At 63.4% G+C, this 14,370-nt stretch carries 12 protein-coding genes; 11 read left to right on the top strand and 1 reads right to left on the bottom strand.

The window, feature by feature from the left end; all coding sequences use genetic code 11:
* The first annotated feature begins 141 nt into the window (after window positions 1–141).
* The 11 genes from edd (at window position 142) to ACE4QZ_RS07495 (ending at window position 13,427) form a co-directional block, all read left to right on the top strand.
* Window positions 142–1,968, top strand: a complete 1,827-nt coding sequence (edd, locus tag ACE4QZ_RS07445; protein ID WP_103443545.1) for a phosphogluconate dehydratase — start codon at window positions 142–144, stop codon at window positions 1,966–1,968.
* The gene (locus tag ACE4QZ_RS07450; protein WP_021781902.1) at window positions 1,965–2,924 is read left to right on the top strand and encodes a glucokinase; all 960 of its coding nucleotides are present in this window, start codon (window positions 1,965–1,967) and stop codon (window positions 2,922–2,924) included. Before edd ends, ACE4QZ_RS07450 begins: the two co-directional genes overlap by 4 nt.
* Before the next feature lie 78 nt (window positions 2,925–3,002).
* Entirely contained in the window at window positions 3,003–3,728 is a 726-nt protein-coding gene (gltR, locus tag ACE4QZ_RS07455; protein WP_101196496.1) for a two-component system response regulator GltR, read from the top strand.
* Window positions 3,709–5,163, top strand: coding sequence for an ATP-binding protein (locus ACE4QZ_RS07460; RefSeq protein ID WP_101196497.1), 1,455 nt, complete (start codon window positions 3,709–3,711; stop codon window positions 5,161–5,163). The genes gltR and ACE4QZ_RS07460 overlap by 20 nt, the downstream gene beginning before the upstream one ends.
* Window positions 5,164–5,391: 228 nt before the next feature.
* On the top strand, window positions 5,392–6,642 hold the full coding sequence (locus ACE4QZ_RS07465; protein ID WP_101196499.1) for an AGE family epimerase/isomerase: 1,251 nt from the start codon (window positions 5,392–5,394) through the stop codon (window positions 6,640–6,642).
* A gap of 104 nt (window positions 6,643–6,746) precedes the next feature.
* Window positions 6,747–8,033, top strand: coding sequence for an ABC transporter substrate-binding protein (locus ACE4QZ_RS07470; RefSeq protein WP_410480424.1), 1,287 nt, complete (start codon window positions 6,747–6,749; stop codon window positions 8,031–8,033).
* A gap of 133 nt (window positions 8,034–8,166) precedes the next feature.
* A complete protein-coding gene (locus tag ACE4QZ_RS07475) occupies window positions 8,167–9,075 on the top strand; it encodes a carbohydrate ABC transporter permease (protein WP_410480425.1) in 909 nt (302 codons plus the stop codon).
* Window positions 9,068–9,913 carry a carbohydrate ABC transporter permease gene (locus tag ACE4QZ_RS07480; RefSeq protein WP_103463204.1) on the top strand — a complete coding sequence of 282 codons (846 nt, stop codon included), beginning with the start codon at window positions 9,068–9,070 and terminating at the stop codon, window positions 9,911–9,913. Before ACE4QZ_RS07475 ends, ACE4QZ_RS07480 begins: the two co-directional genes overlap by 8 nt.
* Window positions 9,914–9,916: 3 nt before the next feature.
* Window positions 9,917–11,071 carry an ABC transporter ATP-binding protein gene (locus tag ACE4QZ_RS07485; protein ID WP_103463203.1) on the top strand — a complete coding sequence of 385 codons (1,155 nt, stop codon included), beginning with the start codon at window positions 9,917–9,919 and terminating at the stop codon, window positions 11,069–11,071.
* A 40-nt stretch (window positions 11,072–11,111) separates the two neighbouring features.
* On the top strand, window positions 11,112–12,455 hold the full coding sequence (locus ACE4QZ_RS07490) for a carbohydrate porin (protein WP_021781910.1): 1,344 nt from the start codon (window positions 11,112–11,114) through the stop codon (window positions 12,453–12,455).
* Between the two features lie 117 nt (window positions 12,456–12,572).
* Complete coding sequence (locus ACE4QZ_RS07495) at window positions 12,573–13,427, top strand: D-hexose-6-phosphate mutarotase (RefSeq protein ID WP_103463202.1); 855 nt, start codon at window positions 12,573–12,575, stop codon at window positions 13,425–13,427.
* Here the strand turns inward: ACE4QZ_RS07495 and hexR are convergent.
* Window positions 13,420–14,283: a DNA-binding transcriptional regulator HexR gene (gene hexR / locus ACE4QZ_RS07500; RefSeq protein ID WP_169774905.1), complete on the bottom strand. Its 864-nt coding sequence runs from the start codon at window positions 14,281–14,283 to the stop codon at window positions 13,420–13,422. The two genes, ACE4QZ_RS07495 and hexR, sit on opposite strands and share 8 nt — an antisense overlap.
* Window positions 14,284–14,370 lie beyond the last annotated feature (87 nt).

The following is a 14,370-nucleotide window of genomic DNA, read 5'->3' on the forward strand; positions in this document are numbered from 1 at the left end:
ATTTTGTTTAAATATACAACGAGTGGTTGGGCGACGTGCCTCCACCGATGCGGCGGGCTCCTAACCATGAGCCTAGGCCGCAATCGTTTGGAGGGGAAATGCCCGGTAAACCGCCCTTACAATTAGCCTGGAGTCCAGTACATGCATCCGCGCATCCTTGAGGTCACCCAGCGGCTGGTCGAACGCAGCCGAGCCACCCGCGAACGCTACCTGCAGCTGATTCGTGGCGCGGCCAGTGACGGCCCCATGCGTGCCAGCCTGCAGTGCGCCAACTTCGCCCACGGCGTGGCCGGTTGCGGCAGCGAAGACAAGCAGACTCTGCGCCTGATGAACGCGGCCAACGTGGCCATCGTCTCGGCCTACAACGACATGTTGTCTGCCCACCAGCCGTACCTGCATTTCCCCGAGCAGATCAAGCAGGCCTTGCGCGAGGTCGGTTCGGTCGGCCAGTTTGCCGGTGGCGTGCCGGCCATGTGCGACGGTGTGACCCAGGGCGAGCCGGGCATGGAGTTGGCTATCGCCAGCCGTGAAGTGATCGCGATGTCCACGGCGGTGGCGCTGTCGCACAACATGTTCGACGCAGCACTGATGCTGGGCATCTGCGACAAGATCGTCCCCGGCCTGATGATGGGCGCGCTGCGCTTCGGCCACCTGCCGACCATCTTCGTCCCGGGCGGACCGATGGTTTCCGGCATCTCCAACAAGCAGAAGGCCGATGTGCGCCAGCGCTATGCCGAAGGCAAGGCCAGCCGCGAAGAGCTGCTGGAGTCCGAGATGAATTCCTACCATAGCCCCGGCACCTGCACCTTCTATGGCACCGCCAACACCAACCAATTGGTGATGGAGGTGATGGGGCTGCACCTGCCGGGCGCCTCGTTCGTCAACCCGTACACGCCGCTGCGCGACGCACTCACCGCCGAGGCTGCGCAGCAGGTGACGCGCATGACCAAGGCCAGCGGCAGCTTCATGCCGCTGGGCGAAATCGTCGATGAGAAGGCGCTGGTCAACTCCATCGTCGCGCTGCACGCTACCGGCGGCTCGACCAACCACACCCTGCACATCCCGGCGATTGCCCAGGCTGCGGGTATCCAGCTGACCTGGCAGGACATGGCCGACCTCTCCGAAGTGGTGCCGACCCTGTCGCACGTGTACCCCAACGGCAAGGCCGACATCAACCACTTCCAGGCTGCCGGCGGCATGGCCTTCCTGATTCGTGAACTGCTCGACGCCGGCCTGCTGCACGAAGATGTCAACACCGTGGCCGGCCATGGCCTGCGCCGCTACACCCAGGAACCCTTCCTCGACGATGGCAAGCTGGTGTGGCGCGAAGGGCCGCAACAGAGCCTGGACGAAAGCATCCTGCGCCCGGTGTCGCGGCCATTCTCGGCCGAAGGCGGCCTGCGGGTGATGGAAGGCAACCTGGGTCGTGGCGTGATGAAAGTGTCTGCCGTCGCCCCTGAGCACCAGGTGGTCGAGGCCCCCGCACGGGTGTTCCAGGACCAGCAATCGCTGGCCGACGCGTTCAAGGCCGGCGAGCTGGAGCGTGACTTTGTCGCGGTGGTGCGCTTCCAGGGCCCGCGTTGCAATGGCATGCCGGAACTGCACAAGCTCACCCCGTTCCTCGGTGTGTTGCAGGACCGTGGCTACAAAGTTGCGCTGGTTACCGACGGACGCATGTCCGGTGCCTCGGGCAAGATCCCCGCGGCCATCCACGTTTGCCCGGAGGCTTACGACGGCGGCCCGCTGGCGCGGGTGCGCGATGGTGATATCGTGCGAGTCGACGGTGTCGAAGGCACGTTGCGGATCATGGTGTCGGCAGAAGAACTGGCCAGCCGTGAGCTGCCGCCAGCGCCCCAGGGCAACGACCTGGGGTGTGGGCGCGAGCTGTTCGGCTTCATGCGCATGGCGTTCAGCCCGGCAGAGCAGGGCGCCAGTGCCTTTACCTCGGCCCTGGAGCACCTCAAATGAAGCACCTGCTGGTTGGTGATATTGGCGGCACCAATGCCCGTTTTGCGTTGTGGCGTGACAACCAGCTGCATGAGGTAAAAATTTTCGCCACCGCGGACTACACCAACCCCGAGCAGGCCATCGAGGCCTATCTGGAAAGCCAGGGTATCGCCCGTGGCGGCCTGGCGGCGGTGTGCCTGGCGGTGGCCGGCCCGGTCGATGGCGATGAATTCCGCTTCACCAACAACCACTGGCGCCTTAGCCGCACGGCATTTTGCAAGACCTTGCAGGTCGAGCGACTGTTGCTGATCAATGATTTCACCGCGATGGCGCTGGGCATGACCCGTCTGCGCGAAGGCGAGTTCCGCGAGGTGTGCCCCGGCCAGGCCGACCCCTCGAGGCCGGCACTGGTGATCGGCCCAGGTACTGGCCTGGGGGTGGGCTCGTTGTTGCGTCTGGGCGAACAGCACTGGAAGGCCCTGCCGGGTGAAGGCGGGCATGTTGACCTGCCGGTAGGCAATGCTCGCGAAGCGGCAATCCACCAGCAGATCCACAGTCAGATCGGTCATGTCAGCGCCGAGGCCGTGCTCAGTGGTGGTGGCCTGGTGCGGCTGTACCAGGCGATCTGTGCGCTGGACGGCGACACGCCCAGGCACAAGACCCCGGCGCATATCACCGATGCCGCACTGGGCGGTGAGCCGCGAGCGCTGGCGGTGGTCGAGCAGTTCTGCCGTTTCCTTGGGCGAGTGGCGGGTAACAATGTGCTGACGCTGGGTGCACGAGGCGGGGTCTATATTGTTGGCGGTGTGATTCCGCGCTTTGCCGAGCTGTTCCTGCGTAGCGGGTTTGCCGCGAGTTTTGCCGACAAGGGGTGTATGAGTGGCTATTTTGCCGGGGTGCCGGTGTGGCTGGTGACGGCGGAGTTTTCCGGGTTGGAGGGGGCCGGTGTAGCGTTGCAGCAGGCGTTGGATCACTGATGGGGCCACTTGACGGCCCCGATGGCAATACCCGACAGCAGGCAAAAAGACCTGCAATCAACAAGAGGAAGGACCACCTTGAGCACTGCCGGCAAATCGATCCTGATGGTCGACGACGACCAGGAAATCCGTGAACTGCTGCAAACCTACCTGAGCCGCTCCGGCTTCCAGGTGCATGCCGAGGCTGACGGCAGGGGCTTTCGCCGTGCGCTGGAAACCACGCCCTGCGACCTGGTCATTCTTGACGTCATGTTGCCCGACGAAGACGGCTTCAGCTTGTGCCGCTGGGTACGCCAGCACCCACGCCAGGCGCGCGTACCTATCATCATGCTCACCGCCAGCTCGGACGAGGCTGACCGGGTCATTGGCCTGGAACTGGGCGCTGATGACTATCTGGGCAAGCCGTTCAGCCCCCGCGAACTGCAAGCGCGAATCAAGGCTTTGTTGCGCCGCACCGAGTTCGGCCAGACGGCGCCGGGCAGCGCCGTGCTGGCCTTCGACGACTGGCGCCTGGACACGGTCAGCCACCGCCTGTTCCACCGTGATGGAGAGGAGGTGATCCTCTCCGGCGCCGACTTTGCCCTGCTCAAACTGTTCCTCGATCACCCGCAGCAAATCCTCGACCGCGACACCATCGGCAACGCCACCCGTGGCCGCGAACCGATGCCGCTGGACCGTATCGTCGACATGGCGGTCAGCCGTCTGCGCCAGCGCCTGCGCGATACCGACAAACCTCCCCGGCTGATCCGCACCGTGCGAGGCAGTGGCTACTTGTTGGCGGCGCATGTCTGCTGTGCACCCTGAGCGGCGCTGGCGCCTGCTTCCGCGCTCCTTGCTGGGGCGCATGCTGCTGCTGACCTTGCTGGTTGTCCTGCTGGCCCAGGGGTTGTCCAGCATTATCTGGGTGTCTCAGCTGCGCGCCAGCCAGCTTCAGGGGCTGCGTGCCAGCGCCAGCAGCCTGGCCCATTCCATGAGTGCCAGCGTCAGTTACTTCCGCTCGCTGCCGGTGGCCTACCGGCCGCTGGTGCTCGACCAATTGCGCAGCATGGGCGGCACGCGTTTCTTCGTGTCGCTTAACGCCACGCCGCTGGACATGCAGGCACTGCCCATCACCCCTCGCAAGCAGGCGGTGATCGATGTGTTCCAGCAGGTGCTGCACGAGCGCCTGGGTTCACAGATGGAAATTTCCGTAGCGTTCGTCGCCCCCGACGACCTGCGTATCTTCAACAGTGGCCTGAAGCTCGACGAGCTACCGCGCTCCTGGGCGCATTACTCGTTGACCCTGGAACCACTCAACCCGCCGGTGCTGGTAACGCAGATCCGTCTGGGTGAGGGGGAGTGGTTGTATATCGCCTCGTTGCTGCCTGAACCCTATACCAGCCTGGAGGCCGAACGCCTGCCTCGGCAGCAGATCGGTTTCATCGTGCTCACCACAACCTTGCTGCTGCTGTTCATCGGCCTGCTGGTGCACTGGCAAAGTTGGCCGCTCAAACGGCTGGCGCGGGCTGCGCGGGAAATGTCGTTGGGCGCCGATGTGGCGCCGTTGGCTGAAGCGGGCGGCAGTGAAGTGGTCGAGGTTAGTCGGGCGTTCAACAGCATGCGTGAGCGAATCAGCCGCTACCTGACCGAACGCAGCCAGTTGTTCAGCGCCATTTCCCACGACCTGCGCACGCCAATCACCCGCTTGCGCCTGCGTGTCGAACTGCTGGAGGACGAGCGCCTGCAGGCCAAGTTCAGCCAGGATCTGGACGAGCTGGAGTTGCTGGTCAAAGGCGCCTTGCAGTGCGTAAAGGATACCGACATCCACGAAAACATCGAGCCGGTCGACCTCAACCAGGTGCTGGAGATTCTGGCCGAGCCTTACCTGGGCGATGGTCGCATCACCGTCGAGGGCCAGGCGCTGGCGCCTTACCCGGGCAAGCCGCTGGCATTGCGTCGTTGCATCGGCAACCTGATCGACAACGCCATCAAGTACGGCGAACGGGCGCGGCTGCGCATCATCGACGGGGCAGAAGGCTTTGTGCTGCAGGTGGATGACCAGGGGCCCGGGGTGCCGCAGCAGCAGCTGGAACAGGTGTTCGAGCCGCATTTCCGTCTGGCCGGGCAGCAGCAGGGGTATGGGCTGGGGTTGGGCATTGCGCGCAACATCGCCCATAGCCATGGGGGCGAGGTGAGCTTGCTGAACCTGCGCGAGGGCGGGCTGCGGGTGACTCTGTATCTGCCACGGGGTATGGATTGATTTTTTGGGGTGCCTGTGTGGGCCTCTTCGCGGGCAAGCCCGCTCCCACAGGTACAGCGTAAACTTGGAAGGCTGTGTGGTCTTTGTGGGAGCGGGCGCGCCCGCGAAGAGGCCAATACAGGCAGGCGCAATGTCACTGACCGGTGACAATCCCGCCGTCCTTCGTGACATCCGCCATGACCCCGCTGGCTAGAATTCGCAAATGACTGGCAAGGATCAAGCTGGCCCATGACCTCCCTCAACCTGTCCGCTGACAGCTGGCTCAATGCCCCGGCCCACAACGCCTGGCGCTTGGCCGAAGCACAGCGCCTGCTGGCCTTTGCCAAGGCCGCGAAACTACCCGACGGTTTCGGCAATCTGGATGCCAACGGGCAACTCGCCCCTGGTGCCCGTGCCGAAACCATGAACACCGCCCGTATGACCCATTGCTTCGCCTTGGCCCATCTGCAGGGCATCCCTGGCAGCCTGGCCTATGCCGAGCACGGTGTGGCAGCACTGCGCGGAGCCATGCAGGATGCCGACCACGGCGGCTGGTTCGCTCACCCCGACGGCCACGTCGATAGCGGCAAGGCGGCCTACCTGCATGCCTTCGTCGCCCTGGCTGCCAGCTCGGCGGTTGTGGCGGGCGCTGTCGACGCTGGCACGCTGTTGGCAGACGCAATCCAGGTGATCGAAGCGCATTTCTGGAGCGAAGAAGAAGGTGCCCTGCGGGAAGCCTTCTCCCGCGCCTGGCAGCTCCCCGAGCCGTACCGGGGCGCCAACAGCAACATGCACGCGACCGAGGCCTTTCTGGCTTTGGCAGATGCCACCGGCAACGGCCTGTGGCTGCAACGCGCCCTGCGAATTACCGAACGCATCATCCATGGCCATGCTGCCGCCAACGGTTATCGGGTGATCGAACATTTCGATGCCCATTGGGCACCGCTGCCGGATTACAACCTCGAACACCCCGCCGACCCCTTTCGGCCTTATGGCACTACACCCGGGCATGCCCTGGAGTGGGCGCGGTTGCTGCTGCACCTGGAAGCCAGCCTTGAACGGGCCGGCCTGTGCGCCCCGCAATGGCTGCCGAACAGTGCCCGCGCATTGTTCGACACCGCCTGCCAGCAGGCCTGGAACGTCGATGGTGAACCGGGTTTCGTCTATACGCTGGACTGGGCTGATCGCCCGGTGGTGCATGCACGACTGCACTGGGTGCACGCCGAGGCCTGCGCCGCTGCGGCAGCCCTGTTGCAACGCACCGGCGAGGCGCATTACGAACAGTGGTACCGCTGCTGCTGGGGCTTTATCGCCAATCATTTCATCGACCCCATCGGCGGCAGCTGGCACCACGAACTCGATGCACACAACCAGCCGGCCGGCACCCTCTGGCCGGGCAAGCCCGACCTCTATCACGCCTACCAGGCGCTGCTGTTGCCAGGCTTGCCCCTGGCACCCAGCCTGGCCAGCAACCTGGGCGGCAATGTAACCAAACGATGACATTCACGCATCGCTTCGTTACCTGACGAGGCGAGCGCGCTGTTTAGACTTCATGCAACGCAAGCGATCGACTTGCACGGCATAACAACAAGAAAGGTGCCTCGATGAATTCCACGCTCCGTTTCGCTGCCGCAATTTCCTTTGCCTCCTTGATCCCCCTGGGTGCCCAGGCTGCTGACGCCAAAGGCAGAGTCGAAGTGGTGCACTGGTGGACCTCCGGTGGTGAAAAAGCCGCGGTCGATGTGCTCAAGGCCCAGGTCGAAAAAGATGGCTTCATCTGGAAGGACGGCGCCGTTGCCGGCGGCGGCGGTGCCACGGCCATGACCGTGCTGAAGAGCCGCGCCGTCGCAGGCAACCCGCCCGGTGTCGCGCAGATCAAAGGCCCCGACATCCAGGACTGGGCGGCCACCGGCCTGCTGGACGCCGATGTGCTCAAGGATGTGGCCAAGGAAGAAAAGTGGGACTCCCTGCTGGACAAGAAAGTCGCCGACACCGTGAAGTACGACGGTGATTATGTTGCCGTGCCGGTGAATATCCACCGTATCAACTGGCTGTGGATCAACCCCGAAGTATTCAAGAAGGCCGGCATCGACAAGGCGCCCACCACCCTCGAGGAATTCTACGCCGCCGCTGACAAGCTCAAGGCTGCTGGCTTCATCCCGCTGGCCCATGGTGGCCAACCCTGGCAGGACAGCACCGTGTTCGAAAGCGTGGTGTTGTCGGTAATGGGCGTCGACGGCTACAAGAAGGCCTTGGTCGACCTCGACAACACCGCCCTGACCGGCCCGGACATGGTCAAGGCGCTGACCGAGCTGAAGAAGGTCGCCACCTACATGGACCCGGACGGCAAGGGCCAGGACTGGAACCTGGAAGCCGCCAAGGTCATCAACGGCAAGGCCGGCATGCAGATCATGGGCGACTGGGCCAAGAGCGAATGGACACTGGCAAAGAAAACCGCCGGCAAGGATTACCAGTGCGTGCCATTCCCCGGCACCGACAAGGCGTTCCTGTACAACATCGACTCGCTGGTGGTGTTCAAGCAGAACAACGCTGGCACCTCTGCTGGCCAGCAGGATATCGCCCGCAAGGTGCTGGGTGAGGACTTCCAGAAGGTCTTCAGCATCAACAAGGGCTCGATCCCGGTACGCAACGACATGCTTGCCGACATGGGCAAGTATGGTTTCGATGCCTGTGCTCAAACCTCCGCCAAGGACTTCCTGGCCGACGCCAAAACGGGCGGCCTGCAACCGAGCATGGCGCACAACATGGCCACCACGCTGGCCGTGCAGGGCGCGTTCTTCGATGTGGTGACCAACTACATCAACGACCCCAAGGCCGACCCGGCCGATGCGGCGAAGAAGCTGGCGGCGGCTATCAAGGCTGCCCGGTAACGGCTGTTCGCGGGCACGCCCGCTCCCACATGGGCCCTGCTCACCACAGTTCCTGGTCATGACGCCGGACCTGTGGGGGCGGGCTTGCCCGCGAAGCGGTGCGCAGCACCGCCACTACCTCGGGATTCAATACATGAGCACTATCACCGCCCAACTGCGGGCCTCACCCCTGGACGCGCTTCAGCGCTGGCTGCCCAAGCTGGTGCTGGCACCCAGCATGTTCATCGTCCTGGTGGGCTTCTACGGCTACATCCTCTGGACCTTCGTGCTGTCCTTCACCACCTCGACCTTTCTGCCCACCTACAAGTGGGCGGGCCTTGCGCAATACGCCCGTCTGTTCGACAACGACCGCTGGTGGGTGGCGAGCAAGAACCTGCTTCTGTTCGGCGGCCTGTTCATTGCCATCAGCCTGGCCATCGGTGTGTTGCTGGCGGTGCTGCTGGACCAGCGCATCCGCCGTGAGGGCTTCATTCGCACCATTTACCTGTACCCCATGGCGTTGTCGATGATCGTCACCGGTACCGCGTGGAAATGGCTGCTCAACCCCGGCATGGGCCTGGACAAGCTGTTGCGTGACTGGGGCTGGGAGGGCTTTCGCCTGGACTGGCTGATCGACCCTGACCGGGTCGTGTACTGCCTGGTGATCGCCGCCGTGTGGCAGGCCTCGGGCTTTATCATGGCGATGTTCCTCGCCGGCCTGCGCGGCGTTGACCAATCGATCATCCGCGCCGCCCAGATCGACGGTGCCAGCTTGCCGCGCATCTACTGGACTGTAGTGCTGCCCAGCCTGCGCCCAGTGTTCTTCAGCGCGCTGATGATCCTTTCGCACATTGCCATCAAGAGCTTCGACCTGGTGGCGGCAATGACGGCCGGCGGCCCGGGTTACTCGTCCGACCTGCCTGCAATGTTCATGTATTCGTTCACCTTCAGCCGCGGCCAGATGGGCATAGGCTCGGCCAGCGCCATCCTCATGCTCGGGGCGATCCTGGCGATCCTCGTGCCTTACCTGTACTCGGAGCTGCGGAGCAAACGCCATGCATAGTCCTGTCGACAAGCCGGTGCTCAGCTTCAGCCGTATGGCCATCCATGCCGTGTTGCTGATCGCCGTGCTGCTGTATCTGGTGCCGCTGGTGGTGATGCTGCTGACCAGCTTCAAGACCCCCGAAGACATCAGCACCGGCAACCTGCTGAGCTGGCCTGCGGTGATTACCGGCATAGGCTGGGCCAAGGCCTGGGCAGCGGTCAGCGGTTACTTCTGGAACTCGATCATGATCACCGTGCCAGCGGTGCTGATCTCCACCGCTATTGGTGCACTGAACGGCTATGTGCTGTCGATGTGGCGCTTTCGGGGTTCGCAACTGTTCTTCGGCCTGCTGCTGTTCGGCTGCTTCCTGCCGTTCCAGACCGTGCTGCTGCCGGCCTCGTTCACCCTCGGCAAGCTTGGCCTGGCCAGCACCACCAGCGGCCTGGTGCTGGTGCATGTGGTCTACGGCCTGGCCTTCACCACGCTGTTCTTCCGCAACTTCTACGTGAGCATCCCCGACGCGCTGGTCAAAGCCGCACGGTTGGACGGTGCCGGGTTCTTCACCATCTTCCGCCGCATCATTCTGCCGATGTCCACGCCGATCATCATGGTCTGCCTGATCTGGCAGTTCACCCAGATCTGGAACGACTTCCTGTTCGGCGTGGTGTTCTCCAGCGGCGATTCGCAACCGATCACCGTAGCCCTGAACAATCTGGTCAATACCAGCACCGGGGCCAAGGAATACAACGTCGACATGGCGGCAGCGATGATCGCTGGCCTGCCAACCCTGCTGGTCTATGTGGTGGCAGGCAAATATTTCGTGCGCGGGCTGACGGCCGGCGCGGTCAAGGGGTAAGCCATGGCAACGCTCGAACTTCGCAATGTGAACAAAACCTACGGCAGCGGCCTGCCGGACACCCTCAAGGACATTCAGCTGTCGATCAAGGATGGCGAGTTCCTGATCCTGGTGGGGCCGTCGGGCTGCGGCAAGTCGACCTTGATGAACTGTATCGCCGGCCTGGAGCAGATTACCGGCGGCGCCATACTCATCGACGAGCAGGACGTCAGTGGCATGAGCCCCAAGGACCGCGATATCGCCATGGTGTTCCAGTCCTATGCGCTGTACCCCACCATGAGCGTGCGTGAGAACATCGAGTTCGGCCTGAAGATCCGCAAGCTGCCCCAGGCGGCCATCGACGAGGAAGTGGCGCGGGTGGCCAAGTTGCTGCAGATCGAACACTTGCTGGCGCGCAAGCCGGCGCAGCTGTCCGGTGGCCAACAGCAGCGCGTGGCCATGGGCCGGGCGCTGGCGCGGCGACCCAAGATCTACCTGTTCGATGAACCCCTGTCCAACCTCGACGCCAAGCTGCGGGTCGAAATGCGCACCGAAATGAAGTTGATGCACCAGCGCCTGAAGACCACCACGGTGTACGTCACCCATGACCAGATCGAGGCCATGACCCTGGGCGACAAGGTGGCGGTGATGAAGGACGGCATCATCCAGCAGTTCGGCACCCCGCAGCAGATCTACAACGACCCGGCCAACCAGTTCGTGGCCAGCTTCATCGGTTCGCCGCCGATGAACTTCATTCCGGTGCGTCTGGCCAGGCACGATGGCCGCTTGCTGGCGCTGCTCGACAGCGGCCAGGCACGCTGCGAGCTGCCTTTGGGGCTGGCTGCTGACGAGCTGGAGGGGCGCGAGATCATCCTCGGCATCCGCCCTGAGCAGATCGCCCTGGGCGCTGCTGACGGTAATGGTTTGCCGGGTATCCGCGCCGAGGTGCAGGTCACAGAGCCCACCGGGCCGGACCTGCTGGTGTTCGTCACGCTCAACCAGACAAAAGTGTGCTGCCGCCTTGCACCGGATGTGGTGTGCCGGGTGGGTGACACCCTCAACCTGCAATTCGACCCGGCCCGGGTGCTTCTGTTCGACGCCGACAATGGCGAGCGCCTGCACCTGGCCAGCACTGGCGCAACTGCAAAGGACAACGTGGCTCACTTCAAAGGCCGTTGACTCGTCTACACCATCAATAAGAAAAAGAGGACGCAAAGGGATGGAACAGCGCAAACGCATCAAGACACTGGGATCGTTGGCCTTGCTTGCACTTGTAGGCAGCAGCGGTACACAGGCTGCCGAGGCTTTTTCCAGCGAATCAAAATGGATGACCGGCGATTGGGGCGGCACCCGGACCGAGCTGCTGGACAAGGGCTATGACTTCACCCTCGATTATGTAGGCGAGGTGGCTGGCAACCTGCATGGCGGCTACAACGACGACAAGACCGCACGCTACAGCGACCAGTTCGCCCTCGGCGCGCATCTGGACTTGCAGAAGATACTGGGCTGGCATGATGCCGAGTTCAAGCTGGCAATCACCGAGCGAAGCGGTCGCAACCTGTCCAACGACCGCATCAGCGACCCGCGCGCCGGGCAGTTCAGCTCGGTGCAGGAGGTGTGGGGCCGTGGCCAGACCTGGCGCCTGACCCAGATGTGGATCAAGCAGAAGTACTTCGACGGCGCACTGGACGTGAAATTTGGCCGCTTTGGCGAAGGCGAGGACTTCAACAGCTTCCCTTGCGACTTCCAGAACCTGGCTTTCTGCGGCTCGCAGGTGGGCAACTGGGTGGGCGGCATCTGGTACAACTGGCCGGTCAGCCAGTGGGCGCTGCGGGTGAAGTACAACATCACGCCGGAGTTCTTCGTACAGGTCGGGGCCTTCGAGCAGAACCCTTCCAACCTGGAAACCGGCAACGGCTTCAAGCTCAGCGGCAGTGGCACCAAGGGTGCGATCTTGCCGGTGGAAGCGGTGTGGTCGCCCAAGGTCAATGGCCTGCCGGGCGAGTACCGCCTGGGTTACTACTACAGCACGGCCAAGGCTGACGATGTGTTCGACGACGTCAACGGCAACCCGCAGGCGCTGACAGGTGAAGCCTTCAAGTCGCACTCCAGCAAGCACGGGTGGTGGGTGGTGGCGCAACAGCAGGTCACCGCCCACGGCGGCGACGTCAACCGTGGCCTCAGCCTGTTCGCCAACTTTACCGTGCACGACAAGGCCACCAACGTGGTCGATAACTACCAGCAGGTGGGGTTGGTCTACAAAGGTGCTTTCGACGCTCGGCCCAAAGATGACATCGGCTTCGGCGTGGCGCGAATTCATGTGAATGACGACGTGAAGAAGCGCGCCGAGTTGCTCAACGGCCAAAGCGGCATCAACGATTACGACAACCCTGGTTTCGTGCCGCTGCAGCGCACCGAGTACAACGCAGAGCTCTACTACGGCTTCCACGTTACCAACTGGCTGACCGTGCGGCCTAACCTGCAGTACATCAAGAGCCCTGGCGGGGTGGACGAGGTAGATAACGCGCTGGTCGCTGGCTTGAAGATTCAGTCGTCATTCTGAGGGCACTTGTTGTAAATTTACGCCAATCCATTATCGGTTCCTGGCACCCACTGGTCTGCAGTGGGTGTCGGGGATAGGCCGAGACAGCGCTATCTCGAACAACAAGAGCTCTGAACCATGCCCGAACATCCGCTCCATCGCTTCTTTTCCTCGCAGCGGCCACGGCCGACATTCGAATGGGAGCGTTACCAGCAGCGCGATGTCCTGATCATCGACCACCCCCGTTGCCAGGCGGTGTTCAGCCGCCAGGGCGCGCAGTTGCTGCACTTTCAACCGGCGGGTGAACGGCCGTGGCTGTGGTGCGCCGAACAGTGGCCGCAGGTGGGGGCGATCCGCGGTGGTGTACCGGTGTGCTGGCCCTGGTATGGCTGCCATCCCAGCGAAGACCTGTGGCCGGACCACGGCTGGGCGCGGCTGCTGGACTGGAAACTGGTGGACAGCCGTGAGGACGAGGAGGGTGTGACCCTGAAATGGCGGCTGGACCTGTGCGACTGGCAAGTCGACCTGCACGCCCGGCTAGGTAGCCGTATGGAGCTGAGCCTGAGCACCGAACATCAGGATAGCGAGCCCTGCCAGCTGAGCCATGCGCTGCTGGCGTACTGGCGCATCAGTGACGTGTCAGAGATAGCGCTGTCTGGGCTGGAAGACATTGAAGGCTACGACCGCCTCAACCGCCAGGCTTGCCGTGAAGATGGCGCGCTGAAGCTCAAGGGCGGCTGCCAGAAGGTCTACCCCGGTACGCCACGGGTGCAATTGCAGGACCCAGCCTGGCAGCGCGAGCTGTGCATCGACACCGGTGACAGCGACGACACCGTGGTCTGGCACCCTGGCAATCGCCCGCTGATGGGGGTGACTGGCCGCGAGTCGCAGCGTTTTGTCTGCGTCGAGGCGACCAGCGGCAGTGGCGAAGGCCTGAGCCTGGCGCCTGGGCAGCGTGCGCACCTGCGTTTGCAGGCGCACCGGCTCAATTGAGTTCGTCGTCCTCGATCGGGTAGCGGCTGGCGTTGAGGCTTTCCTTGATCTTGCGCAGGTGGGGCTGGAAGTCCACGCCGCGGCGCAGGGTCATGCCGGTGGCCAGCACATCGAGCACGGTCAGCTGGATGATCCGCGAGGTCATCGGCATGTAGATGTCGGTATCTTCCGGCAGCGGGATGTGCAGGCTCAGGCTGCAGGCATTGGCCAGTGGCGAGCCTGCGGCGGTCAGGCCCAGCACCGAAGCGCCGTTTTCACGTGCCAGGCGTGCCACTTCGACCAGTTCGCGGGTGCGTCCGGTGTAGGAAATGATCACGAACAGATCGCCGGTGTGGGCGACCGAGGCCAGCATGCGTTGCATCAGCACATCGGCGTGGGCCGACACGGCCAGGTTGAAGCGGAAGAACTTGTGCTGCGCATCCAGGGCCACTGGAGCCGAGGCTCCAAGGCCGAAGAAGTGGATCTGCCGGGCCTGGATCATCATGTCCACGGCGCGGCTGACCTGCTGCGGGTCCAGTTGCTGGCAGGCGCTGTCAAGCGAGGCGATGGCGCTGGCGAAGATCTTCTGGGTGTAGGCGGCCGGGTCATCGTCGGCCTCCACCGCGCGGCTGACATAGGCGGCACCACTGGCCAGGCTCTGCGCCAGTTGCAGCTTGAGTTCGGGGTAGCCGCTGACGCCGAACGAGCGGCAGAAGCGGTTGACGGTCGGTTCGCTGACCTTGGCCGCCTGGGCCAGCGCAGCGATGCTGAAACGGGTGGCTTGTTGCGGGTTGAGCAGGATGACTTCGGCGACTTTGCGTTCGGCCTTGTTCAGCTCGTCGAGGCGGCCCTGGATCTGTTCCAGGAGGTTTCGCACGCGGTCCATGGGTGTGTCCTTGGGTCGGGAAGACAGCCGGCTGTGGGAGCAGCAGGCTTTTTGCACGGTCGTCTATCGTACTGTCGG

The organism is Pseudomonas sp. DCA-1, assembly GCF_046523955.1.
Lineage (GTDB): Bacteria > Pseudomonadota > Gammaproteobacteria > Pseudomonadales > Pseudomonadaceae > Aquipseudomonas > Aquipseudomonas putida_Y.

Bases quoted from the DNA above. Each gene is read 5' to 3' on its own strand.
- ACE4QZ_RS07490 (WP_021781910.1), top strand. From the start codon at position 11,112: ATGGAACAGCGCAAACGCATCAAGACACTGGGATCGTTGGCCTTGCTT.
- ACE4QZ_RS07450 (WP_021781902.1), top strand. From the start codon at position 1,965: ATGAAGCACCTGCTGGTTGGTGATATTGGCGGCACCAATGCCCGTTTT.
- ACE4QZ_RS07475 (WP_410480425.1), top strand. From the start codon at position 8,167: ATGAGCACTATCACCGCCCAACTGCGGGCCTCACCCCTGGACGCGCTT.
- ACE4QZ_RS07460 (WP_101196497.1), top strand. From the start codon at position 3,709: ATGTCTGCTGTGCACCCTGAGCGGCGCTGGCGCCTGCTTCCGCGCTCC.
- ACE4QZ_RS07480 (WP_103463204.1), top strand. From the start codon at position 9,068: ATGCATAGTCCTGTCGACAAGCCGGTGCTCAGCTTCAGCCGTATGGCC.
- ACE4QZ_RS07470 (WP_410480424.1), top strand. From the start codon at position 6,747: ATGAATTCCACGCTCCGTTTCGCTGCCGCAATTTCCTTTGCCTCCTTG.
- ACE4QZ_RS07495 (WP_103463202.1), top strand. From the start codon at position 12,573: ATGCCCGAACATCCGCTCCATCGCTTCTTTTCCTCGCAGCGGCCACGG.
- ACE4QZ_RS07465 (WP_101196499.1), top strand. From the start codon at position 5,392: ATGACCTCCCTCAACCTGTCCGCTGACAGCTGGCTCAATGCCCCGGCC.
- ACE4QZ_RS07485 (WP_103463203.1), top strand. From the start codon at position 9,917: ATGGCAACGCTCGAACTTCGCAATGTGAACAAAACCTACGGCAGCGGC.
- edd (WP_103443545.1), top strand. From the start codon at position 142: ATGCATCCGCGCATCCTTGAGGTCACCCAGCGGCTGGTCGAACGCAGC.